The organism is Pseudomonas sp. QD4, assembly GCF_049199125.1.
In the GTDB taxonomy this organism is placed as follows: domain Bacteria; phylum Pseudomonadota; class Gammaproteobacteria; order Pseudomonadales; family Pseudomonadaceae; genus Aquipseudomonas.
In genome coordinates this window covers 1,812,711-1,834,616 of the sequence record NZ_JBLZOM010000001.1, presented here as the reverse complement: position 1 = coordinate 1,834,616, position 21,906 = coordinate 1,812,711, and the positions used below count along the sequence as shown (strand labels likewise).

At 65.6% G+C, this 21,906-nt stretch carries 23 protein-coding genes; 12 read left to right on the top strand and 11 right to left on the bottom strand.

The window, feature by feature from the left end:
* Positions 1 to 5 precede the first annotated feature (5 nt).
* Positions 6 to 545 (top strand): DUF3833 domain-containing protein, encoded by a 540-nt coding sequence (locus ACOZJV_RS07935; protein ID WP_201132149.1) that lies wholly within the window; start codon positions 6 to 8, stop codon positions 543 to 545.
* On the opposite strand, the gene ACOZJV_RS07930 is transcribed toward ACOZJV_RS07935, so the two are convergent.
* Positions 536 to 973 carry a thiol-disulfide oxidoreductase DCC family protein gene (locus ACOZJV_RS07930; protein WP_201130404.1) on the bottom strand — a complete coding sequence of 146 codons (438 nt, stop codon included), beginning with the start codon at positions 971 to 973 and terminating at the stop codon, positions 536 to 538. The genes ACOZJV_RS07935 and ACOZJV_RS07930 overlap by 10 nt on opposite strands.
* A 125-nt stretch (positions 974 to 1,098) precedes the next feature.
* On the opposite strand from ACOZJV_RS07930, the gene ACOZJV_RS07925 reads away from it, so the two are divergent.
* Complete coding sequence (locus ACOZJV_RS07925) at positions 1,099 to 2,418, top strand: Nramp family divalent metal transporter (protein WP_421547281.1); 1,320 nt, start codon at positions 1,099 to 1,101, stop codon at positions 2,416 to 2,418.
* A 527-nt stretch (positions 2,419 to 2,945) separates the two neighbouring features.
* On the opposite strand, the gene ACOZJV_RS07920 is transcribed toward ACOZJV_RS07925, so the two are convergent.
* On the bottom strand, positions 2,946 to 3,878 hold the full coding sequence (locus tag ACOZJV_RS07920) for a LysR family transcriptional regulator (protein ID WP_078473733.1): 933 nt from the start codon (positions 3,876 to 3,878) through the stop codon (positions 2,946 to 2,948).
* A 115-nt stretch (positions 3,879 to 3,993) separates the two neighbouring features.
* Between ACOZJV_RS07920 and ACOZJV_RS07915 the strand changes: the two genes are divergently transcribed.
* Both ACOZJV_RS07915 and ACOZJV_RS07910 read left to right on the top strand, forming a co-directional pair.
* The gene (locus ACOZJV_RS07915; RefSeq protein ID WP_078473673.1) at positions 3,994 to 4,503 is read left to right on the top strand and encodes a DMT family transporter; all 510 of its coding nucleotides are present in this window, start codon (positions 3,994 to 3,996) and stop codon (positions 4,501 to 4,503) included.
* Between the two features lie 2 nt (positions 4,504 to 4,505).
* The gene (locus ACOZJV_RS07910; RefSeq protein ID WP_078473672.1) at positions 4,506 to 4,958 is read left to right on the top strand and encodes a DMT family transporter; all 453 of its coding nucleotides are present in this window, start codon (positions 4,506 to 4,508) and stop codon (positions 4,956 to 4,958) included.
* 12 nt (positions 4,959 to 4,970) lie between these two features.
* Here ACOZJV_RS07910 and ACOZJV_RS07905 read toward each other — a convergent pair whose 3' ends face one another.
* Genes ACOZJV_RS07905 through glcD form a run of 4 tightly spaced genes read right to left on the bottom strand, consistent with a single transcriptional unit; the run spans position 4,971 to position 9,183 of the window.
* Entirely contained in the window at positions 4,971 to 5,372 is a 402-nt protein-coding gene (locus ACOZJV_RS07905) for a heme-binding protein (protein ID WP_201130410.1), read from the bottom strand.
* Positions 5,369 to 6,616 (bottom strand): glycolate oxidase subunit GlcF, encoded by a 1,248-nt coding sequence (gene glcF / locus ACOZJV_RS07900; RefSeq protein WP_421547280.1) that lies wholly within the window; start codon positions 6,614 to 6,616, stop codon positions 5,369 to 5,371. Before glcF ends, ACOZJV_RS07905 begins: the two co-directional genes overlap by 4 nt.
* Before the next feature lie 3 nt (positions 6,617 to 6,619).
* A complete protein-coding gene (gene glcE / locus ACOZJV_RS07895) occupies positions 6,620 to 7,684 on the bottom strand; it encodes a glycolate oxidase subunit GlcE (RefSeq protein WP_078473669.1) in 1,065 nt (354 codons plus the stop codon).
* Entirely contained in the window at positions 7,684 to 9,183 is a 1,500-nt protein-coding gene (gene glcD / locus ACOZJV_RS07890; protein WP_421547279.1) for a glycolate oxidase subunit GlcD, read from the bottom strand. The genes glcE and glcD overlap by 1 nt, the downstream gene beginning before the upstream one ends.
* 233 nt (positions 9,184 to 9,416) lie before the next feature.
* Between glcD and glcC the strand changes: the two genes are divergently transcribed.
* Positions 9,417 to 10,184, top strand: coding sequence for a transcriptional regulator GlcC (gene glcC, locus ACOZJV_RS07885; RefSeq protein ID WP_201130412.1), 768 nt, complete (start codon positions 9,417 to 9,419; stop codon positions 10,182 to 10,184).
* On the opposite strand, the gene ACOZJV_RS07880 is transcribed toward glcC, so the two are convergent.
* Positions 10,185 to 11,378 carry an MFS transporter gene (locus ACOZJV_RS07880; protein WP_421547278.1) on the bottom strand — a complete coding sequence of 398 codons (1,194 nt, stop codon included), beginning with the start codon at positions 11,376 to 11,378 and terminating at the stop codon, positions 10,185 to 10,187.
* Between the two features lie 174 nt (positions 11,379 to 11,552).
* Here ACOZJV_RS07880 and ACOZJV_RS07875 point away from each other — a divergent pair, with 174 nt between their 5' ends.
* On the top strand, positions 11,553 to 11,726 hold the full coding sequence (locus ACOZJV_RS07875) for a metallothionein (protein WP_078473665.1): 174 nt from the start codon (positions 11,553 to 11,555) through the stop codon (positions 11,724 to 11,726).
* A 92-nt stretch (positions 11,727 to 11,818) separates the two neighbouring features.
* Here the strand turns inward: ACOZJV_RS07875 and ACOZJV_RS07870 are convergent, their stop codons facing one another.
* The gene (locus ACOZJV_RS07870; RefSeq protein WP_020294514.1) at positions 11,819 to 12,046 is read right to left on the bottom strand and encodes a DUF6555 family protein; all 228 of its coding nucleotides are present in this window, start codon (positions 12,044 to 12,046) and stop codon (positions 11,819 to 11,821) included.
* Between the two features lie 225 nt (positions 12,047 to 12,271).
* On the opposite strand from ACOZJV_RS07870, the gene ACOZJV_RS07865 reads away from it, so the two are divergent.
* The 6 genes from ACOZJV_RS07865 to ACOZJV_RS07840 all read left to right on the top strand — a co-directional run bounded on the left by ACOZJV_RS07865 (position 12,272) and on the right by ACOZJV_RS07840 (position 18,780).
* Positions 12,272 to 13,057, top strand: a complete 786-nt coding sequence (locus ACOZJV_RS07865; RefSeq protein WP_421547277.1) for an AraC family transcriptional regulator — start codon at positions 12,272 to 12,274, stop codon at positions 13,055 to 13,057.
* 160 nt (positions 13,058 to 13,217) lie between these two features.
* Positions 13,218 to 13,391, top strand: a complete 174-nt coding sequence (locus ACOZJV_RS07860) for a DUF1427 family protein (protein WP_020294512.1) — start codon at positions 13,218 to 13,220, stop codon at positions 13,389 to 13,391.
* A 30-nt stretch (positions 13,392 to 13,421) separates the two neighbouring features.
* Positions 13,422 to 14,378, top strand: coding sequence for a quinone oxidoreductase family protein (locus tag ACOZJV_RS07855; protein WP_421547276.1), 957 nt, complete (start codon positions 13,422 to 13,424; stop codon positions 14,376 to 14,378).
* A 243-nt stretch (positions 14,379 to 14,621) separates the two neighbouring features.
* On the top strand, positions 14,622 to 15,869 hold the full coding sequence (gene kynU / locus ACOZJV_RS07850) for a kynureninase (protein WP_078473662.1): 1,248 nt from the start codon (positions 14,622 to 14,624) through the stop codon (positions 15,867 to 15,869).
* Positions 15,870 to 15,901: 32 nt separating this feature from the next.
* Positions 15,902 to 17,317, top strand: coding sequence for an amino acid permease (locus ACOZJV_RS07845; RefSeq protein ID WP_421547275.1), 1,416 nt, complete (start codon positions 15,902 to 15,904; stop codon positions 17,315 to 17,317).
* Between the two features lie 134 nt (positions 17,318 to 17,451).
* Positions 17,452 to 18,780, top strand: a complete 1,329-nt coding sequence (locus ACOZJV_RS07840; protein WP_421547274.1) for an OprD family porin — start codon at positions 17,452 to 17,454, stop codon at positions 18,778 to 18,780.
* Positions 18,781 to 18,859: 79 nt separating this feature from the next.
* On the opposite strand, the gene ACOZJV_RS07835 is transcribed toward ACOZJV_RS07840, so the two are convergent.
* The 3 genes from ACOZJV_RS07835 to ACOZJV_RS07825 all read right to left on the bottom strand — a co-directional run bounded on the left by ACOZJV_RS07835 (position 18,860) and on the right by ACOZJV_RS07825 (position 21,891).
* Positions 18,860 to 20,197, bottom strand: a complete 1,338-nt coding sequence (locus ACOZJV_RS07835; protein ID WP_421547273.1) for an MFS transporter — start codon at positions 20,195 to 20,197, stop codon at positions 18,860 to 18,862.
* A gap of 135 nt (positions 20,198 to 20,332) precedes the next feature.
* Positions 20,333 to 21,322 carry an amidohydrolase family protein gene (locus ACOZJV_RS07830; RefSeq protein ID WP_421547272.1) on the bottom strand — a complete coding sequence of 330 codons (990 nt, stop codon included), beginning with the start codon at positions 21,320 to 21,322 and terminating at the stop codon, positions 20,333 to 20,335.
* Complete coding sequence (locus tag ACOZJV_RS07825; RefSeq protein ID WP_078473657.1) at positions 21,319 to 21,891, bottom strand: 3-hydroxyanthranilate 3,4-dioxygenase; 573 nt, start codon at positions 21,889 to 21,891, stop codon at positions 21,319 to 21,321. The genes ACOZJV_RS07830 and ACOZJV_RS07825 overlap by 4 nt, the downstream gene beginning before the upstream one ends.
* Positions 21,892 to 21,906 lie beyond the last annotated feature (15 nt).

Below are 21,906 nucleotides of genomic sequence, written 5' to 3'. Positions count from 1 at the left end.
TGAGCATGTGGAAAACCTGGATTCTGTTGTTGGGCCTGGGCGCCGGCCTCGCCGGTTGCGGCGGTATCGATGTCACTCACTACCGCGAACAGACGCCGCCCCTGGAGCTGCGCCAGTTCTTCAGCGGACGGGTCGAGGCCTGGGGGCTGTTTCAGAAGCGTTCGGGGGAGGTGATCAAGCGCTTCCATGTCGTGATCGACAGCCACAGCGAGGGCGACACCTTTGTCATGCACGAAGACTTCACCTACAGCGACGGCACCCGCCAGACCCGGATCTGGACCCTGCACCCGGACGGTCCGGGTATCTGGCGCGGCACTGCGGGCGATGTGGTCGGCGAAGCCCTGGGCGAGGTGTCCGGCAATACCTTGCGCTGGCGCTATGTGCTGAACCTGCCGGTGGACGGCAAGACCTATCAGGTGCACTTCGACGACTGGATGTACCTGCTGGATGAAAACACCCTGGCCAATCGCTCCTACATGACCAAGTTCGGGGTCGAACTGGGGCAGGTCACGTTGTTCTTCCGCCGCCAGCCGGGTCAGTCCTGATGGTTGAGAAAGCGTCCGCGGTGCTCGGCGCTGGGCAGCAGGCACTGGTCGTAACGGCCGAACAGCCGATAGCGGTTGCGGGCGATCCGGTCGTAACCCCAGTCGCGCAGCGGTCGCGGCACCAGGCGCAATACCCTGAGCCAGGACCAGGGCCGCGGCAGGTGGCGCATCAGCTGGATAAAGGCCCCGGAGCGGGTATACAACTGCTGGTCGTCGATCAAGGCCACGGTGTCGAAACGCTCGGTGGGCAGGCCGAACCAGGCGAGCAGGGCCTGGCCCTCCACCGATTGCACCGAGGCCAGTTTGATCCGGCGCCGGGTGTCGTGGCGGATGACGAAGCCGACCGAGGCATTGCACAACTTGCACACACCGTCGAATAGCAGCACCCGGTCACCGGGTTGTAAAAAAGGCGGGGAGCTGGAGTTCATGCCAATCCTTGGGTGCCAGGGTTGAGGTGCCAGCAGCATACGCGCCTGGGCCTCGGTTTTCAGGCTTGGGCGTGGCGGCGCAAACGTCTAAGCTGGGCCATTGTTTCATGTTGCTGGATGTGTCCGTGAAATTGACCTTGCCGAAAATCGCTACCGCTCCCTTCTGTCCACCGGAAGTGGCGGGCAGTATCAGCGTTGACCCCACTGCCTCGTTGTTCAAGCGTGTCCTGCGTTTCGCCGGCCCCGGACTGCTGATTTCCATTGGCTACATGGACCCCGGCAACTGGGCCACGGCCATTGAGGCCGGCTCGCGCTATGGCTACAGCCTGTTGTTCGTGGTGCTGCTGGCGAGCCTGGCGGGGATGGTCGTGCAATGTCTGTGTTCGCGGCTGGGCATCGCCACCGGGCGCGACCTGGCGCAACTCTGTCGCCAGCGCTACAGCCCCCGCGCGGCGCGCACCCAGTGGCTGCTGGCGGAGATCTCGATCATTGCCACCGACCTGGCCGAAGTGCTGGGCTGCGCCCTGGCGTTCCACCTGTTGCTCGGGGTGTCGCTGAGCACCGGGATCATCATTACCGCCTTCGACACCTTGCTGATCCTGGCCCTGCAGAACCGGGGCTTTCGTCGCCTGGAAGCGATCATGCTGGTGCTGGTGGCAACCATCGGCGTGTGTTTTTTCATCGAGTTGCTGCTGATCAAACCCTACTGGCCGGACGTGGCTCGTGGCTTTGTCCCGTCGCTGGCGGCGGTCAGCGACGCCGCGCCGCTGTACCTGGCGATCGGTATCCTCGGCGCCACGGTGATGCCCCATAACCTGTACCTGCACACTTCGATCGTGCAGACCCGGCTGGTGGGGCACGACCAGGCCAGTCGCGAGGATGCGATCAAGCTGTCGCGCATCGACACCATCGGCTCCCTGGCCCTGGCGCTGCTGGTCAACGCGGCGATCCTGATCCTCGCTGCCGCGGCGTTTCACCAGACCGGGCACACCGAGGTGGTGGAGATTCAGGATGCCTATCACCTGCTTGATCCCCTGGTGGGCGGGGCCCTGGCCAGTGTGCTGTTTGGCGTGGCGTTGCTGGCGTCGGGGCAGAGTTCGACCTTTACCGGGACCATTGCCGGCCAGGTGATTATGGAGGGTTACCTCAATCTGCGTTTGCCGTGCTGGCAGCGGCGTTTGATTACCCGTGGTCTGGCGCTGATTCCGGCGTTTGTTGGGGTCTGGTTGTTGGGGGATGGGGCGGTGGGGCAGCTGCTGGTGTTGAGTCAGGTGGTGTTGAGTCTGCAGTTGCCGTTTGCGTTGTATCCGCTGATTCGTATGACTAACGATCGGCAATTGATGGGGGTGTTTGTTAATCGGTGGCCGACTCGGGTTCTCGCTTGGGGGTTGTTTGTTGTGATTAGTGCGGCTAATGCGTGGTTGATTGGGCAGTGGTTGGGTTGAGTGTTCTGTAGTGGGGTTGAGGGTTTTTTTGGGGGGGCTTTGGATGTGGCTCCGGGGTTTCGTACATCTTGTGGCGAGGGAGCTTGCTCCCGCTGGGCCCGCAGCGGCCCCCAAGACCTGGCGCCTTGGTTTTATTGGGGGGCATATCCGTTGCTGCGGGTGTGGCGGGTATGGGTTCCGCTCTTACAGCGGGTCACTTTGGAAAAGCCCCAAAGTAACCAAAGGGCTCTTGCCCCACCACTCGGTGCCTCGCCTAGGCTCGGCATGCCCTCACTCCAGCAGTGATCCGTGGGCCGCCGCGATGGGCCATCCCTGGCCCAGCGCGGCTAACCCGGCGTCCTGCCGGGTTACCCACGGCTCACTGCCTGCGCTCGGCCATCGTGGTTTAACGGGGCGCTTCAGATCAAAATCAAGAGCAAGACGGCGGCCCTTCGGCCGGCCTGGATTGGCAACTGCGCGTTCCCAACACTTCTAAAATCAGGTGCTTTTACTGGCTAGCGCAGCCTGTGCCTCGGCAGCGGCTACGGTTATTGGTCCCAGTAGGGCACGGGGCCGAATTTTTCGACGAAGAAGTCGATCACGGTGCGTACTTTCACTGACAGGCGTCGGCTGCCAGGCCACAGGGCGGCGATTTGTTGGGGTTCGAGGCTGGTGGCTACCTGGTAGTCGCCGAACAGCGCCACCAGCCGTCCTTCGCGCAGGGCTTCGCCGATCAGCCACGACGGAAACAGTACCAACCCCAGCCCTTGCTCGGCGGCCTGGGTCAGGGTGTCGGCGTGGTTGCCGGTGATCGCGCCTTTGACGCTGTAGGGCGTCCAGTCCATGTCGTCCTGGCGGAAGAACCAGCGCTGCTGGCCGGTCTCGCCCTTGTAGGCCAGGCACTGGTGCGCCGCCAGTTGCTCGGGGTGGTGCGGCGTGCCGTGTTCGGCGAGGTACGCCGGGCTGGCGGCGATGCGGTAGCGGTGCGGGGCGAAGATCCGTGCCTGCATCCCCGAATCGTTGAGGCTGCCGATGCGAAACAGCAGGTCGGCGCCTTCCTGCAAGGGGTCGACGTAGCTGTCGGTCTGCTGGATATCCAGCTGCAATTTCGGATAACGCCGACACAGTTCCCCCAGCCACGGCGACAGGTGGCGCTGGCCAAACACCACCGGTGCGTTGATCCGCACCAGCCCGCTGGGCTCGCTTTCCTGTTCCTGCAGCGCCTGTTCGGCTTCTTCCCACTGCGCCAGGACCCGCCGCGCGTGGTAGCCCAGCAGGCGTCCGGCCTCGGTGGGGCTGACTGCCCGGGTATGGCGGTAGAGCAACTGCTGGCTCAGGGCCTGTTCCATCAGCTGGATCTGCCGCGAGATCGACGACGGCGCCAGGCCTTCGCGCCGGGCCACCGCGGAAAAGCTGCCGAGGTCGAGCACCGCCACAAACAGGCGCAGTGCCTTGAAACCCAGTTCATTGAAGCCGTGCATGATCAGTCCTTTCTGTGCGTAATACGCAAAGGTGTTGTCGGCATGCTCCCATTTATCGCAAAGGATCGGCAATCGATAATGGGCGCATTCCCTTACTCCTTGACGCAGGTTTCCCATGCAGGCTTCTTCCCTTGATCACGTCGCGGCAGCCCCGACCCCGGCCGTGGCGGCCCCCGTTCCCAACCCCTGGCTGCGCCTGTTGCTGCTGCCGCTGGTGATCCTCGCCGGCATGGGGCTGTCGGTGGAGGCCGGGCTGCTCGGGCCGCTGGGGGTGCAAGTCGGGCATCTGTGGGCGACCTTGAGCATCTTCGGCGTCGGTGCGGCGCTGCTGTTTCTGCTGTTGCTGCTCAGCGGCCGCCAGCAGGGCCCGGCCTTCAGCGAGCTGCCGCGCTGGCAGTTGATCGGCGGCTTTCTGGGGCCGATCTATGTGGTGGTGCTGACCCTGGCCACGCCCCATATCGGCATCGCCATGACCATGATCGCGATCCTCTCCGGCCAGGTCGGCAAGAGCGTGTTGATCGACCATTTCGGCTGGTTCGGCAGTGCCCGCAAGCGGGTCAACGGCGAGCGCTGGCTGGCCCTGGCGCTGATTGTCGCCGCCCTTGTCCTGATTGCCCGAGGTTAAGCATGAGCCTGATTCTATTGTTGGTTGTGGTAGTGGCCGCCGGTGCGGTGTTGAGTGTGCAGGCGGCGATCAATGGGCGCCTGGGAGAGACGGTTGGGGTCCTGCGCAGCAGCCTGCTGACTTTTGCCGTGGGCGCGGTGGTGACGGCGCTGCTGATTGTTTTTTTCGAGCCGGCGCACGCCGTGAGTCTGCTTGATGTGCCCAAGTGGCAACTGGCCGGCGCGCTGTTCGGTGTGGTGTACATGATGGTCATGGTCGGCGCGGTGCCCCGGGTCGGCACAGCGGTGGCCACGGTGGCGGTGATCGTCGGGCAACTGGGCATGGGCATGCTGATCGACAACTTCGGCTGGCTCGGCAACCCGGCCATCGAGTTGTCGGGCAGCCGGGTGCTGGCGATGGTCTGCCTGGCCTTGGCGCTGCTGTTCATGTACCGCAGCAGTGCCCGCCAGGCCTGAGCCACGGGGGATTCAGCCGAGGCTTTGGGCGCCGCGGCGGGCGACCTGGGCGTCCTGCTCGGACTTGACCCCCGACACCCCGACGGCGCCGACCACCTGGCCGTCGACGATGATCGGCACCGCGCCTTCGAGGCAGATCAACAGCGGTGCCGAGAGAAACGCCGTGCGCCCGCCGTTGACCATCTCTTCGTAGAGCCGCGATTCGCGGCGACCCAGGGCCGAAGTCCGGGCCTTTTCGGTGGCGATATAGGCACTGGCCGGCGAGGCGCCGTCCAGGCGTTCGAAGGCCAGCGGATGGCCGCCGTCATCGACGATGGCGATGCTCACCGCCCACTGGTTGGCCTGGGCCTCGTCGCGCGCGGCGGCAAGGATCTGGCTGACTTCGGTCTGGCTCAATACGGCTTTGCTGTTCATGGGGTTCTCCGGGGAGCAGGGGGCTGATGGGGCAATGCACCGTCCACCAGTTCGATCCAGTGCCGGACCGGCGTGCGGCCGGCGCCGTCGAGGTGGGTCTGGCAGCCGATATTGGCGGTGACGATGACATCGGGGTGGCCACTTTCCAGGGCGCTGAGTTTATTGTCACGCAGTTGTCGCGCCAACTCGGGCTGGGTCAGTGAATAGGTGCCCGCCGAGCCGCAGCACAGGTGGCTGTCGGGCACCGCCGTGAGGTTGAAGCCCAGGCGCACGAGCACCGCCTCCACCGCGCCGCCGAGTTTCTGCGCGTGCTGCAAGGTGCAGGGGCAGTGGAAGGCCAGGCGCTGCTCGCCGTGGACGCCGAGCTGTTCCAGGGGCTCGTCGCCCAGGACCTGCACCAGGTCGCGGGCCATGGCACTGACCCGTTCGGCCTTGGCCGCGTAGCGCGGGTCATGGGCCAGGAGGTGCGCGTAATCCTTGACGAAGGCGCCGCAGCCGCTGGCGGTCTGGACGATGGCTTCGGCGCCGTTTTCCAGCAGTGGCCACCAGGCGTCGATATTGCGTCGCGCCCGATCCAGGCCTACTTCCTGGGCATCCAGGTGATAGTCCACAGCGCCGCAGCAGCCGGCCTGGGGCACGGGCCGGATGCCGATGCCCAGGCGGTCCAGGACCCGCGCGGTGGCGGCATTGGTATTGGGCGACAGCCCCGGCTGCACACAGCCTTCGAGCAGCAGCACCTGGCGCGCATGGGCGTTGCCGGGGCGCGCCTCGGCCACCTGGACCCGGCGCGGCAGCTTGCCTTGCAGGGCCTGGGGCAGCAGCGGGCGCAAGCGTTCGCCGCTGTTGACCAGGGCCTTGAACAACTGCGGGTTGGGCACCAGCGCCCTCAGCCCCTGGCGCAGCAGGCGCTGGCCCAGCGGGCGCGGCACCGTGGCGTCCACCAGCGCGCGACCGATGTCCAGCAGGTTGTGGTAGTCGACCCCGGAGGGGCAGGTGGTTTCACAGTTGCGGCACGACAGGCAGCGGTCCAGGTGCTGCTGGGTCTTGACCGTCGCCGTCTGGCCTTCGAGCACCTGCTTGATCAGGTAGATCCGCCCGCGCGGGCCATCCAGTTCATCCCCCAGCAGCTGATAGGTCGGGCAGGTGGCGTTGCAGAAACCGCAATGCACGCAACTGCGCAGGATGCGTTCGGCCTCTGCGGCGCGGGGCAGTTGCCGCGCCTGGTCGCTCAACGTGGTCTGCATGGTTCAAAGCTCCGCGTACAGTCGGCCCGGGTTGAAGATCCCTTGCGGGTCCAGTTGTGCCTTGAGTTGCCGGTGATAGCGCAGCAGGGTCGGCGCCAGCGGCTGGAACGGGCTGTCGATCAGGCCCGGACGGTAGCAGGTGGCGTGCCCGCCGACGGCCTGGACCCGGGCGCGGATCTGTTCGGCACTGGCGTCGGACTTGAGCCAGCGCTGGGCCCCGGCCCAATCGATCAACTGCTCGCCGGGCAGGTCCAGGGGGCCGGTGTTGGTCGGCAGCGACAGGCGCCACAGCGGCAGTGCCTGGGCAAAAAATGCCAGGCGCTGTTCGTTCAGGTCGCTCCAGTAGGCGGACGCCAATGGCTCGCCCCCCAGACGCTCGTGGGCCGCCGCCACCGATCCGGCGCCGCCCTCCAGCCTCAGGTGCAGGCGCTGGCCATCGTGGCTGGCGGCACTGATCGGCAGTGGCTGCTGGCCCCATTCGGCGAGCTTGGCCAAGGCCCGGGCGCTGTCCATTTCCAGGGCCAGGCTCAGGCACTGCCGGGGCTTGGGCAGGACCTTCAGCGAAACTTCGGTGAGCAGGCCGAGGCAGCCGAAACTGCCGGCGAGCAAGCGCGAAAGGTCGTAGCCGGCGACGTTTTTCATCACTTCGCCGCCAAAGCGCAGGTGCTTGCCGGTGCCGGTGATGACCCGGGTCCCAAGCACATAGTCGCGCACCGAGCCCGACCACGGCCGCCGTGGCCCGGACAACCCGGCGGCGACCATGCCGCCGACAGTGGCCTCGGCCCCCAGGCTCGGCGGCTCGCAGGGCAGCATCTGCCCGGCGCGCTCCAGTGCGGCGTGCAGCTGGTGCAGCGGGGTGCCGGCGCGGACGGTGATCACCAGTTCGGTCGGGTCGTAGCTGACGATGCCGCGATGGGCGCGGGTGTCGAGCACCTGGCCCTCGGTGGGGCGCCCGAGGCCGGCCTTGCTGTTGCCGCCCTGGATCCGCAGCGGTGTGCGGCGCAGCAGGGCCTGGTTGACCTGTTCCAACAGGCTGGCGCTGGCGTCGACGTTCTGTGGCTCGGTCATCAGAAACGCTCCAGCTCAGGGAAGGGCAGTTGCCCCAGGTGCACATGCATTGCGCCGAATTCGGCGCAGCGATGCAGGGTCGGGATGTTCTTGCCCGGATTGAGCAGGCCGCCGGGGTCGAAGGCGGCCTTGACCGCGTGGAACAGGGTCAACTCGTCGCTGTTGAACTGGGCGCACATCTGGTTGATCTTTTCCCGGCCGACGCCGTGTTCGCCGGTGATGCTGCCGCCGACCTTGACGCACAGTTCGAGGATCTTGCCCCCCAGGGCTTCGGCGCGGTCCAGTTCGCCGGGCTGGTTGGCATCGAACAGAATCAGCGGGTGCATATTGCCGTCGCCGGCATGAAAGACGTTGGCCACCCGCAACTGGTACTCGGCGGCCAGCGCGGCAATGCCCTTGAGCACCCCGGGCAGTTCGCGGCGGGGGATGGTGCCGTCCATGCAGTAGTAATCCGGTGACAGCCGGCCCACCGCCGGAAACGCGTTCTTGCGCCCGGCCCAGAAGCGCACGCGTTCGGCTTCGTCCCGGGCCTGGCGCACCTCGGTGGCGCCGGCGCGTTCCAGCACGGCGCGCACCCGCTCGCAGTCGTCGTGCACATCGGCTTCCACACCGTCCAGTTCACACAGCAGAATGGCCTCGGCCTCCACCGGGTAGCCGGCGTGAATAAAGTCTTCGGCGGCGCGCAGCGCCAGGTTGTCCATCATCTCCAGGCCACCGGGGATGATGCCGGCGGCGATGATGTCGGCCACCGCGGCGCCGGCCTTTTCCACCGAGTCGAACGCCGCCAGCAGCACCTTGGCGATCTGCGGCTTGGGCAGCAGCTTGACCGTGACCTCGGTGATCACCCCGAGCATGCCTTCGGAACCGGTGAACAGCGCCAGCAGGTCGAACCCCGGGGAATCCAGGGCTTCGCTGCCCAGGATAAGGCGCTCGCCCTCGACTGTGAGCACGTCCACCTGCAACAGGTTGTGCACCGTCAGCCCGTATTTCAGGCAGTGCACGCCACCGGCGTTTTCCGCAACGTTGCCGCCGATGGAGCAGGCGATCTGCGACGACGGGTCGGGCGCGTAATACAGGCCAAAGGGCGCCGCCGCCTGGGAGATTGCCAGGTTGCGCACCCCCGGCTGGACCCGGGCGGTGCGGGCTGCCGGGTCGATGTGCAAGATGGCGTTGAAGCGCGCCATCACCAGCAGCAGGCCTTTTTCCAGGGGCAGGGCGCCGCCGGACAACCCGGTGCCAGCGCCGCGTGCCACCACCGGAACCCGCCATTCATGGCAGATCTGCAACAGGGTCTGCACCTGGTCGAGGTGGCGCGGCAGGGCCACCAGCATCGGCGTAGTGCGGTACGCCGAGAGCCCATCGCATTCATAGGGGCGCAATTCTTCCAGCTGATGCAGCAGCTCCAGGTCCGGCAAGCGCGCTTGCAGGGTCTTGAGCAATGCGGCTTTGTCCACCGTCGGCAGGGCACCGTCGACGCGTTCGTCGTAGAGAATATTCATGGGCGGCTAATGACCCTGAGTTGTTTTTATTAGGGCGCGTTGTCAGCAACGGCTGCCTTGCATCATTGGCCCAGCGGGCTTTACTGTCCATCGGGCGCCAGGGTGGTCGAACCAGTTTGTGCAGCGGTGACTGCTTGCGGGTCGACTTAAAACCACGCATTTCAATGGCTTGAATCGCCCAGTCGGTGGCCGGGGTTTAGCGGTCGCTTCTGGTCATACCAGTTGGAGAGTCCATGAGCGCCAGCCATACCCCGCCACAACCCCATGTCGCAGACGTGGTGTGCCAGCGCATCGAGCGCTTGATCGTCGACGGCGTGCTCAAGACCGGGCAGCGCTTACCCTCGGAGCGACGGCTCACGGAAAAACTCGGCGTCTCGCGCACCGCCTTGCGCGAAGGCCTGCAACTGCTGCGGGCGCGGGGCATTATCGACACCGCCCAGGGCAAGGGTTCGTTCGTCGCAGACTTGTCAGGGCAGGGCCCGGCCTCGCCGTTGATGCACCTGTTCAGCTCCCAGCCGCGGACCCTGTATGACCTGTTCGAGGTGCGCAGCCTGCTGGAAGGCGAGTCGGCGCGCCTGGCGGCATTGCGCGGCACCGAGGCCGATTTTGTGTTGATCGGCCGCGCCTATCAGGCCCTGGTCGACGCCCGCGAGCAGACGCTGGAGGCCTCGGCCCACGCCCGGCTCGATCATGCCTTCCATCTGGCGATCTGCGAGGCCTCCCATAACCCGGTGCTGGTGCAGACCCTGGCTTCATTGACCGATCTGCTGTTGAGCTCGGTGTTCGCCTCGGTCAACAACCTCTACCACCGCGACGTGCAGAAACGCCAGATCGATCGCCAGCATGCGCGGCTCTACAACGCCGTGACCGGCCGCCTGCCCGAACAGGCGCGCAAGGCGGCGGTGGCCCATATCCAGAGCATCTGCGACAACCTGCGGGAAATCGAAAACGAAGAGCAGCGCCTGGTGCGCGCCACCTTGCGCCTGGAGGGCTGGGACTGATCAGCCCCGCTCAGGTCTGGCGCCGCTGCCGAAGCGCCACAGCGCGCCGATGCCGATCAGCGCACTGAGCCCGGCCAGGGCCAGGATCACCCGTTGTGTGCCCCAGGGCGTGGCCAGCAGCGCCACCAGCAAACCGGCCAGGGGTTGGGACAGGTTGTTGAGCAGGGTCAGCACGCCCACGGTCTTGCCGAAGTCCCGGGTCGGAATCACTTGCTGGCGCAGGCTGCGGATATAGACATTGAACATTTTGTCGAAGCCGACAATCAGCAAAAAACCCAGCACATAGCCCGACAGCCCCGGGCTCAGGGCGCAGATAAAGGCGCCGCCGCCAATCATCAGGTAGGCCACCAGCCCCAGCACCCGCAGTGGCAGGGTGACGCGGGCGAGAAACAGCAGGATGCCGATGGTCACCAGGGCGCCGACCGCTTGCAGGCTGGCGTAGTCATCTTTGCTGGCGCTGTACTGGCCGATGACCATGGCCGCCGAGGTGGCCAGGGTCACGCCGATGATCAGGTTGACCCCGACCGCCAGGGTGATGATTTTCTGCAGTTGTGGCTGCTCAGCGATATGCCGGAAAGCGATGCGCAGCGGTTGCAGCCAGATATCCCGGTGTTGATCGAAGCTTTCCAGGGGGGTGCGGTTGTGGCGCTGCCACACTCCCATCCCCAGGTCGGCCAGCAGGAACAGCCCGGCCACCCACAGCACCACCCAGTGCCAGGCGCAGAATTCCAGCAGCAGCGCGGCCACCAGGGGCCCGAGCACCAGGCCGGCCTGATCGGCAATCTGCGAGTAGGACAGGGTCTTGGTGTAGCTGTAATCACTGAAGATGTGCGGCAACAGCACTTCCCGGGCCATCAGGCCCTGGGTGGTCAGCACCCCGCACAGCGCCGAGAGCGCGATCATCCAGCCGATCCCGCCGAAGACCCCGTGCAGCGCCATCGCCAGCACACAGGCCAGGGCCCGGTAGACCTGGCTGATGTGCAGCACCTTGATCGGCGAGTACTTGTCGCAGAGGGCGCCGCACACCGGAAAGGCCAGGTAGCGCGGCAGTGATTCAATGAAAAACGCCAGGCCGGCCCAGGCAGCGCTGCCGGTGGTCTGGAACACGATCAGCGGCACCAGGAACAGCAGAATCTGATCTGCCAGCCGCGAGACAAACAGCGAGCTGAAAAAGGCCAGGTATTCCTTGCGCATGGTGACGTCCTGTCGGGGCGGGCGGTGGGGCGGCTATCTTAGCCGGCGCCGAGCCGCGTTGCTTGAGCGTGAGCGAGCGTCAAGTTCCCGGAACTTGCTTTCACCCCAGGCAGTCACTGTTTCAGGGGCGGAAAAACCCTGCGCCCTGACGACCACTGCCAAAGGAGTCACACCATGAATGATCAGACCTGTGCCTGCCCGAGCTGCAAATGCAAAGTCGGCGCCAATGCCATCGTCCATCAGGGCAAGCACTACTGCTGCGAAGGCTGTGCCGAGCACCATGCCCAGGGCCAGCCCTGTGCATCGACCGAGGGCTGCAAATGTGCCGAGGGTTCCGGGGAGGGCTGACGGCCAATGACAGGCGGAGCCGGGTAGGGCTCCGCTTTCAACGCCTGGCGTGATGAAGGTGAATCTGCTTTAGCGGGATCAAGACTGAGGTTTCAGACTGACGGGCGCCACGTCACGTTTTCGATGCCGAATTTCTCCGCCAGCGGCTTGCTGGTTTTTTTCACCTGCTCCCGACCGAAACGCCCGATCCGGCCGACCCCTGCATCGCAGCTTGCCCAATGCCAGGCTTCGGCGTTGTCCATCTTGTCCAGGCGGATGATGAAAGACTTCGGCGTGCCGTGCAGGGTGTATTCGATGACGAAAAGTTTTGCGTTGTTCATAAAGCCATTAATTCTCCCTGTGATGCTTAAGTGATCCTGCGTGGCGCAAATAATTCACTCCGATTGCCCGGCGGCGGCACCAGCGGTAGAGCCCTTGGCGCCGATTCATTCGAACGGGTTCGTCGCACAGTGCACAGGGCCCCGTTCGGGGGGATCGGCTGGCGCTGGCGGCGCCCGGAGCGGCTGGTTACCATGGCCACCCCTCGATCAATCACGTGCCTTGTCATGGCCATTGCCACGCCCCCCGACCTCAGCGATACCGATGTGCCGGTGCAACCCCTGGCGCGCACCTACCCGCGCGGGCTGTTTATCGAGCCGCACCAGCATGTCTGGGGCCAGTTGCTGTACGCCATGAGCGGGGTGATGTGGGTCGAGACGCCCAGCGAGGCGCTGGTGGTGCCGCCCCAGCGCGCGGTGTGGTTGCCACCTGGGGTGCCCCACGGCATTCGCGTGGTCAGCGACCTGCAGATGCGCAATATCTACCTGCGCCCGTCCCTGGCGGCGACGCTGGACAGCCAGGTCCAGGTGTTGCAGGTGGATAACCTGCTGCGCGAGTTGATCGTGCGTCTGGTCGAACAGGATCAGCCGCAGCCGGAGTACTACGAGGCGCTGGTGGGGCTGGCCTTGCTGGAGCTGCGCCGGGCCCGGCGTTCGTTGCTGAAAATCCCCCTGCCGGACGGTGGCGAGCGACGGCTGATGAACCTGTGCCAGGCGGTGATGGCTGCACCGTCCCTGGCCATTTCCTTCGAGCAGCACGCCGATGCGGCCGGGGCCAGCGTGCGCACCCTGGCCCGGCTGTTCAAGGATGGTCTGGGCATGGGCTTTGCGCAGTGGCGCCGCCAGGTGCAACTGGCCACGGCCGCCGCCGAGCTGATCCAGGGCGTGCCGATCGGCAGCATCGCCCGGGAGTTGGGCTATTCCCCCAGCAGCTTCAGCGACATGTTCCGCCGCGAGCTGGGGGTGGCGCCGTCGCAGTACGGCGCGGAGCAGGGCCTGCGCGCAGCGGGCTGACAGCGCCGGGGCAGGGCAAGGGCGCTGGCGATGGCCGTGCGTCGACCCGGTGTCGCGCCTCATCTTGGCCGAAATTCAGAAGCCCTTGACCGATCGCCCGGGCGGCACCTGCCTACACTCGCGGCATGCCCAATCACTCCCGCCCCCCATGGAGTCTGTCATGAGTTACCTCATTTCCCTGGCCATCGGCCTGGGCGTCGGCTTGCTCTATGGCGCCCTGAACGTTCGTTCTCCGGCACCTCCGGCCATCGCCCTGGTGGGCCTGCTCGGCATGTTGGCCGGGGAGCAGCTGTGGCCCATCGGGCGGCAGTGGCTCAGTGGCTGGTGGTCCTGAAACCCCTTACTCAGTTGGATGAAGACACTTATGAAAGCACTGCAATTTTCCCGTACCGGTGACCTCGCGGCGCTGCAATCGGTCGAGGTGCCGACTCCGGTGCCGGGCGCCGGGCAGGTGTTGGTGCAGATCAAGGCGGCGGGCCTCAACCCCAGTGATGTAAAGAACGTGCTGGGGCGCTTTCCCTACACCACCTTGCCGCGCATCCCCGGGCGCGATTTTGCCGGGGTGGTGGTGGACGGGCCGCAGGCGCTGCTGGGGCAGGAAGTCTGGGGCACCGGCAAGGAACTGGGCTTTTTCGCCGATGGCTGCCATGCCGAGTACGTGGTGCTGTCGGCCAAGGGCGTGGCGCCTAAACCCCGGCACCTGAGTTTTGCCCAGGCCGCCAGCCTGGGGGTGCCGTACACCACGGCCTGGGATGCCTTGCAACGCAGCCAGGTGGGCTCGGGTACGCGTCTGCTGGTGATCGGCGGTGGTGCCGTGGCCACTGCGGCCCTGGCCCTGGCCAAGGTCAGCGGTGCCAAGGTACTGGCGGCGGTGCGTCGACCCGAGCAGGCCGAGGCGCTGCGGGCCCAGGGGTATGCCACCTTGCAATTGACCGAGCCCGAAGCCTTGGCGGCGCAGGTCAATGACCTCTACAGCGGCGGTGCCGAGGTGATTTTCGACACCACCGGCTTCTGGTTGCCGGCCGCGGTGCCGGCCCTGGCCCCGTTTGGTCGCATCGCGATCATCGCCGCACCGGTCGACGGCCACGTGCAACTGCCGGCCCTGGCCCTGTACCGGCGGGGCGGCTCGCTGGTGGGGATCAACTCGCTGCTGTACGGCGTCGACGCCTGCGCCCTGATGCTGGAGCAGTTTGGTCGGTTCTTCGATCAAGGCTTGCTGCCATTGCCCGAAGGCCTGGTAGAAGCGCCCCTGGAACAGGGGCTGGAGCGCTACGCCCAGGTCAACCAAGGCACCAGCGAGAAAATAATCCTCGTGCCTTGATGCGCCACGGCGTCCTCACGGGCCAGCGTCCAAACGCGGCCCGAGCGGCTACAGGGGGTTTCCCGCGGGGTTTCCCCGCGGGGTGTTCGCGAGGGCTTCAGCGCTTGCGATATCTATGTCGATTTGGAATACCCAGGGTCACCTTTTCTATTATCGGGTAATGGATGCCGGAGTTAGGATCCGCGGGCGTCTGTGGGCTGTCTGCCGCACCGACTAATAAGAACAATGCCCCGAGGGATCCGTATGTCCAGCTCGACCCCGCTCCGTACGCGCGATTATTGCGTTCATCTTGACCAGGTGGATGAACTCAGGCGTTTTCGCGCACGTTTTGATTTGCCCAGGGACCAGATCTACTTCGATGGCAACTCCATTGGCGCGATGCCGGCCCATGTGCCCGAGCGCATGGACAAGGTCTTGCGCCAGGAGTGGGCCCAGGGCCTGATCCGGTCCTGGAACGATGCCGACTGGTACCCGGCGCCGCAGCGCACCGGAGCCAAAATCGCCCGGCTGATCGGAGCCCAGGGTCATGAGGTGATCGTCGCCGATTCGACCTCGATCAACCTGTTCAAGGTGCTGGTGGCGGCCCTGCGCATGCAGCCGGGGCGCAAGGTGATTCTGGCCGAGCGCGGCAACTTCCCCTCCGACGTGTACATCGCCCAGGGCGTGGCCGAGCTGACCGCCTGCGAGTTGCGCTGCGTGGAGCCGGAGCAGGTGCTGGACGCCCTTGGCGAAGACGTGGCGATCCTCTCGCTGACCCACGTCAACTTCAAGTCCGGGCGCCGCTACGACATGGCGGCCATTACCGCCCGTGCCCACGAGCTCGGGGTGCTGGTGGTCTGGGACCTGTGCCACTCGGCCGGGGCCATGCCCATCGAGCTGAACCAGGCCGGCGCCGACTTCGCCGTGGGCTGTGGCTACAAATACCTCAACGGTGGCCCGGGAGCGCCGGCATTCGTGTTTGTCGCCGAACGCCATATTCCCCAGGTGCGCCAGCCGCTCACCGGTTGGCACGGCCACGCCAAGCCTTTTGATTTCACCCACGACTACGTCCCGCACCCGACCATCGACCGCATGCTGGTGGGCACCGCGCCGCAACTCGGGGTATTGGCCCTGGAGGCCGCGCTGGAGGTGTTCGACGACGTCGACATGAGCGCCCTGCGGGCCAAGAGCGAAGCCCTGGGCGACCTGTTCATCGAGCTCTGTGATCAGCACCTGGGCGGGCTCGGTGTGGAGCTGCGCAGCCCGCGCGAGGCCGGGCAGCGCGGCAGCCAGGTGTCCCTGGCCCATGCCCAGGCCTACGCGGTGATGCAGGCACTGATCGCGCGCGGCATCATCGGCGACTTCCGCGCGCCGGACCTTTTGCGCTTCGGTTTCGCGCCGCTCTACAACGGTTACCAGGATGTCTGGGATGCCGTGGCCGCCCTCAAACACATCCTTGAACAACAAGAATGGGATCGCCCGGAATTCCTTGCCCGTAAATCGGTGACCTGAGTTCCCACGCCAAGCCCTGGAGCATGAATGTCATGACAAAAACAACACGCACATTCGAACAGGTTTCAGACCGCGAAAAAGGCCTCAAGCAGAGCCTGACCAGTGGCCAGCTGTCGATGATCGCCATCGGTGGCGCCATTGGTACCGGGCTGTTCCTGGGCAGTGGTTTCGCCATCGGCTTTGCCGGCCCCAGCGTGCTGATCAGCTACGGCATCGGCGCGGTGATCGCGCTGCTGCTGATGGGCTGCCTGGCGGAAATGACCGTGCGCCACCCGACCTCGGGTTCGTTCGGCTCGTTCGCCGAGTTCTACGTCGCGCCCTGGTTCGGCTTCGCCATCCGCTATGCCTACTGGGCCTCCATCGTGTTTGCCGTGGGCACCGAAATCACCGCGGCGGCGATGTACATGAAGTACTGGTACCCCGAGGTGCCGGGTGGCTACTGGATGGTCACCTTCTCGATGGCGCTGATTCTGGCCAACGCCTTCAGCGTCAAAGTGTTCGGCAGCATCGAGTATGTTTTTTCCTTGCTCAAGCTGTGCGCCATCGTCGGTTTTATCCTGCTCGGCGCCTGGGTGGTGTTCGACGCCCCGGCCCAATCGAGCATCGGCTTTGCCAACTACAGCAATGACCGCGGGTTCTTCCCCAATGGCCTGTGGGGCACCTGGGTGGCGGTGATCGTGGCGTTCTTCAGTTACCTGAGCATCGAGATGATCGCGGTCGCCGCCGGCGAGGCCAAGGACCCGCAACAGGCCGTGACCCGTGCCTTTCGCATTACCGTGGTGCGGCTGGTGGTGTTCTACCTGCTGACCATCGCGCTGGTCCTGGCCATTGTGCCCTGGGGCAAAAACAGCGGTGGCGAAAGCCCGTTCGTCACGGTGATGGCGGCCACCGGCATTCCCTATGCGGGCGCGGTGTTCAACGCGGTGATCCTGATTGCCGCGCTGTCGGCGATGAACAGCCAGCTGTATATCACCACCCGGCTGATGTTCAGCCTGTCGCGCGCCGGCCAGGCGCCGGCGGTGTTCGGCAAGCTCAGCGACAAGGGCGTGCCGTTGCCGGCGCTGCTGCTGTCGTCCCTGGGAATTGCCTTGGCGACCTTGCTCTACCTGGCGTACGCCGACAAGGCCTTCACCCTGATGATGTCGATTGCCATGTTCGGCGCGATGTTCACCTGGGCCGGGATCTTCCTTACCCACCTGTTCTTTCGTCGGCAACAGGGCGACCAGCCGCTGGCGTTCAAACTCTGGGGCTACCCCTGGACCAGCCTCGGCGGTTTGCTGCTGATGCTGGCGGTGATGGTCACCACGCTGTTCACCGCCGAGTTCGAATTGACCCTGTGGATCGGCCTGCCGTTCCTGGGGGTGATCCTGCTGATTTACTTCCTGCGTTTCCGGCACAAGGCGCCCCTCATTGCAGACGCCCCCAAGCCGTTGCCGATCCGTCACTGAGTACCCGGGGCCGGACACGGCCCCACCTTCACCCTGACCCCCCTGGACCGTTCCGGGCCGCTTATCGGCTTGGGCTCACGGCTGTGCGCGATGGCGCGTGCAGGCTTATTACAACAACAAGAAAAGAGGCACCCATGCGTCAACCAACCCATCCCCATACCCTGTTGCTGCTGCCCCTGCTGTGCTCGCTGCCGTTGGGGGCCACGGCTGGCGAGGGCGAAAGCGGCTTTATCGAAGACAGCCACCTGACCCTGCTCAGCCGCAACTACTACCTCAACCGCAGCATCCAGGACGGGCGCCGCGACCGCAAAGACTGGACCCAGGGCTTTATCGCGCGTTTCAGCTCCGGCTTTACCCAAGGCACGGTCGGGGTCGGGGTCGATGCCTTCGGCACCCTGGGCCTGAAGCTGGATGCCTCGGGCGGCAAGATCGGCACCTACAACCTGCCGGTGCACGATAACGGCAAGCCGGCGGACGAATACTCCAAGGGTGGCGCGGCGCTCAAGCTGCGGATTTCCGAGACCGTGCTGCGTTACGGCGAGCAGTCGGTGGACACCCCGGTGTTCGCCGTCGGCCACAACCGCCTGATTCCCCAGGCCGCCACCGGCTTTGCCCTCGACAGCCGGGAAGTGCAAGGCCTGAAGCTGCGGGCCGGGCACTTCACCTCGGCCAGCGGCCACGTCACCACCAACAGTGACGGTGATCTCTGGGCGTTCTACGCCGGAGTCACCACGCCGTCGGTGGACTACCTGGGTGCCGACTACCAGTTCAGCGACAAGCTCGGTGCCAGCCTGTACACCGCACGCTTTGCAGACATCTGGAACCAGTACTACGCCAACTTCAACGGCAGTACCGACCTGGACGAGCGCCAGCAAGTGGGCTTCGACCTGAACCTGTACCGCACCGTCGACACCGGGCAGGCCAAGGCCGGGGCCATCGACAACACCACCCTTGGCGCATCGGTGTTCTACGGCCTGGGCGCCCATCGCCTGACCCTGGCCCTGCAGAATGTGGATGGCAACACGCCGTTCGACTACCTCGGGGTGGGCGATATCGACCGCAACGGGCGCAATGGCCGCGACCAGGGGGCGTCGATCTACCTGCCGAACTCGGCGCAGTATTCGGACTTCAACGGCCCCAACGAACGCTCCTGGCAATTGCGCTACGACCTGGCGATGGACAGCTACGGCGTACCGGGCCTGAAGCTGATGGCGCGCTACCTGCGCGGCTCCGGCATCGACGGTACGCACATGCCGGTGGGCAGCCCCTACGCTGGTTTCTACGGCAAGGACGGCACCCACCGCGAGACCAACCTCGAAGCCCGTTACGTGGTGCAGAGCGGCCCGCTCAAGGACCTGAGCCTGCGCCTGCGGCAAACCTGGCACCGCGCCAATGCGGCCCAGGGCGAGGGCAATATCGATGAGTTCCGCCTGATCACCGACTACCCGCTGGATATTTTCTAAGCCGGTTGCCGCATAAAAAATGCCGCTGGGCCTGTTGGGCGCAGCGGCATTTTTTTTCAGGTTCAGCAGTACCTGGCCATCAGCTCTCGACCGACGCCTCTTGGTGCCGGCCCTGGCTGTTCATCAGCATCAGCGCCAGGCTGGCGATCAGCACCGGCACCGCGATCCAGATAAAGAATTGCGGCAGATCGCCCGCGCTGCTGAAGATCCAGCCGCCGAGCATCGAACCGATGATCGAGCCGGCGCGTCCGGCGGCCAGTGCCCAGCTGACGCCCGTGGCGCGCGAGCGGGTGGGGTACAGGGTCGCGGCCAGGACACTGAGGTTGTTCAGGGTCCCGGTCAGGCTGAAACCGGCCAGGAATACAATCGCCAGCAAGCGTGCGCCGTGCTCCAACTGGCTGCCGGTGCAGGCCAGGGCCACGGCGCCGGTCAGGCACAGCAGCGGCAGCACGCGCAGGGCGCCCAGGCGGTCCATCAGCAAGGCCATGGCGATCCCGCCGAGCACTCCGCCCAGGGGAATCATCGCGCTGATCTGCGCCGCATTCGCCGTGCTGTAGCCGCTGCCGCGGAGCACGGTGGGCAGCCAGTTGGTCAGCAGGTAGAACACAAACAGGCAGCAGAAGAAGGTCAGCCACAGCAGCAGGGTGCGGGCCATCTGGCCCTGGCTGAACAGCGCCGCCACCGACGAGTGCCCGGCGCGTTGCGCGGCGTCGCCGATAAAGCGCACACCGTGCCAATCCTCGCGCCCGCTGATGCGCTCCACTGTGCGCCGCAATGCGGCCTGATGGCGCGGGCTGTCGGCCATGAAACACACCGACTCGGGCAAGGCGAACCACAACACCGGCCACAGCAGCAGCGGCGCCAGGCCACCGATTAACAGCAAGCCCTGCCAGCCCACCAGGGGCAGCAGCACCCCGGCCACCGCGCCGCCCAGGGCCAGGCCCAGGGTAAACCCGGAATAACTCAGGGTGACCAGCAGCATGCGCCGCCGCGCCGGTGAGTATTCGGAGCTCAGGGTGATGCAGTTGGGCAGCACCCCGCCCAGGCCGATGCCGGTGATAAAACGCAACACCGCCAGCACCTCCACCGACGGCGAGAGCGCCGAGGCCAGGGTGCCGAGGGCGAAAATCAGCACGCACACCAGCAGCACGCTCTTGCGCCCATGGCGGTCGGCCAGGGGGCCAAAGCAGAAGCTGCCCAGCAGCATGCCGAACAGCCCGGCGCCAAACACCGGCGCCAGTTGGGCGCGCTCGATGTGCCAGCTTTGCAGGAGTTCCGGGGCGATGTAGCCGATGGCGGCGGTGTCGAAACCGTCCAGCAATACCACCAGGAAACACAGGACCAGCACCCGTATCTGCAAACGCGAGAGCGGGCTCTGGTCGATCAGTTCAGTGAGGTTTTGCGTGCTGTGGGACATGGCTTGCTCCTTGTGATTGTTGTTGGAGTTGAGCGCAGCGAAGCTGTCTGGCGGCCACAGTCGCCCGTTACCGGGCACGCCCGGCGCGTTGTACCAGCGCCGTCAGACAGGGGGTGGGCCGCCGGGGCCCGGGGATCAGTGCAGGTCGAAGAAGGCCTGGGCGTTGCCGGCGAGGATCTGCGCCTGCTGGGTGCGGTCCAGTTGCGGGTGTTCCAGGACCCCGGCACCGATGCGTTGCTCACCGAGGGGGAAGGGCGAGTCGGAACCGAGCATCACCCGGTCGCTGCCCATCACGTCCACCAGCAGTTTGAGCGCGCCCGGGTCGAACACCGCCGAGTCGACGAAGAAGCGTTTGACGTAGCTCGACGGCAACTGCGGACAGTCCTCGCGCACGATGTCGCGGTGCAGCCAGGCGTTGTCCACCCGCCCCAGCAAAAAGGCAAAGCCGCCGCCACCATGGGCGAAGCAGATGCGCAGCGACTCGGGCAGGCGCTCGAAGGCCCCGGACAGGATCAGCGATAGAATCCCCAACTGGGTCTCCGCCGGCATCGCCACCAGCCACGGCAGCATCCATTTTTTCATGCGTTCGCCGCCCATCATGTCCCAGGGGTGCACCAGCACCGGGATGTTGTCGTGGGCGCAGTGAGTGAGGAAGCTCACCAGGTTGTCGTGGTCCAGGTCATGGTTGCCCACATGGTTGCCGATCTGCACCCCGACGTGCCCACAGGCCTTGGCCCGGCTGGCTTCGCGGCAGGCGGCGTCGAGGTCCTGCAGTGGCACCTGGGCCAGGACCTTGAGTCGCTCGGGAGCGCTGGCGGTCATTTCCAGGGCGCGGTCGTTCATCAACTGGGCCCAGGGCAGGGCTTTGGCGATGGGCGCGTCGTAGGCAAACATCACCGGCGTGGCGCACATGACCTGTTGGTCCAGGCCTTGCTCGTCGAGGTGCTCGATGCGCCGCTGCGGGTCCCAGAGCACGTCGTGCACCGGGCGAAAGGCCTTATCGCCGACCATGATCTGGCCCTTGCGCCCCTCACGCAGCAACCAGGGCGCGCGCTCGGGGTTGAGCCGGGCCGCCTCGGCCTGGCTGATGGGGGGGAAGAAGTGCGAGTGGATATCGATTTTCATGGGTGCTTCGCTGCGTTGAGGGTTCGGTGCCAGGTCTGCCAGTCGCGGCCAGGGTGGGTTTCGCCGCATTCGTTGCAGCGCCGCTCGCTGTCGCTGGTGGCGTAGAACTGTTCGTACACCGGCGGCAGGTCGTGGACGATGCTCTGCAACTGCATCTCGTAGCGCTTGATCAGGGTGCCGCAATGGGCGCACGACCATTGCAGCGCGTCATGCAGGCCCTGGGGCCGCTGGCGCTCGATGACCAGGCACAGGCTGCCGGGCTCCGGGCGCTGGGGCGAGTGGATGACGTGGGGCGCCATCAGGTAGATATCGCCCTCGCGCAAATCGATGCGCTCATAGCGCCCACGGTCCCAGATATTGAGGTAGGCGTTGCCCCGGAACTGGTAGAAAAACTCCTCCACCGGGTCATCGTGAAAGTCGGTGCGCTGGTTCGGGCCACCGACCACCGTGACCATGAAATCGGCGTCCTGCCACACCTGGCGGTTGCCCACGGGGGGCTTGAGCAGGTGTGCGTGTTCGTCGATCCAGCGGTTGAAGTTGAAGGGTGGGCTGTAGTGATGCTTGTCCATGTTCGAGGTGCTCTT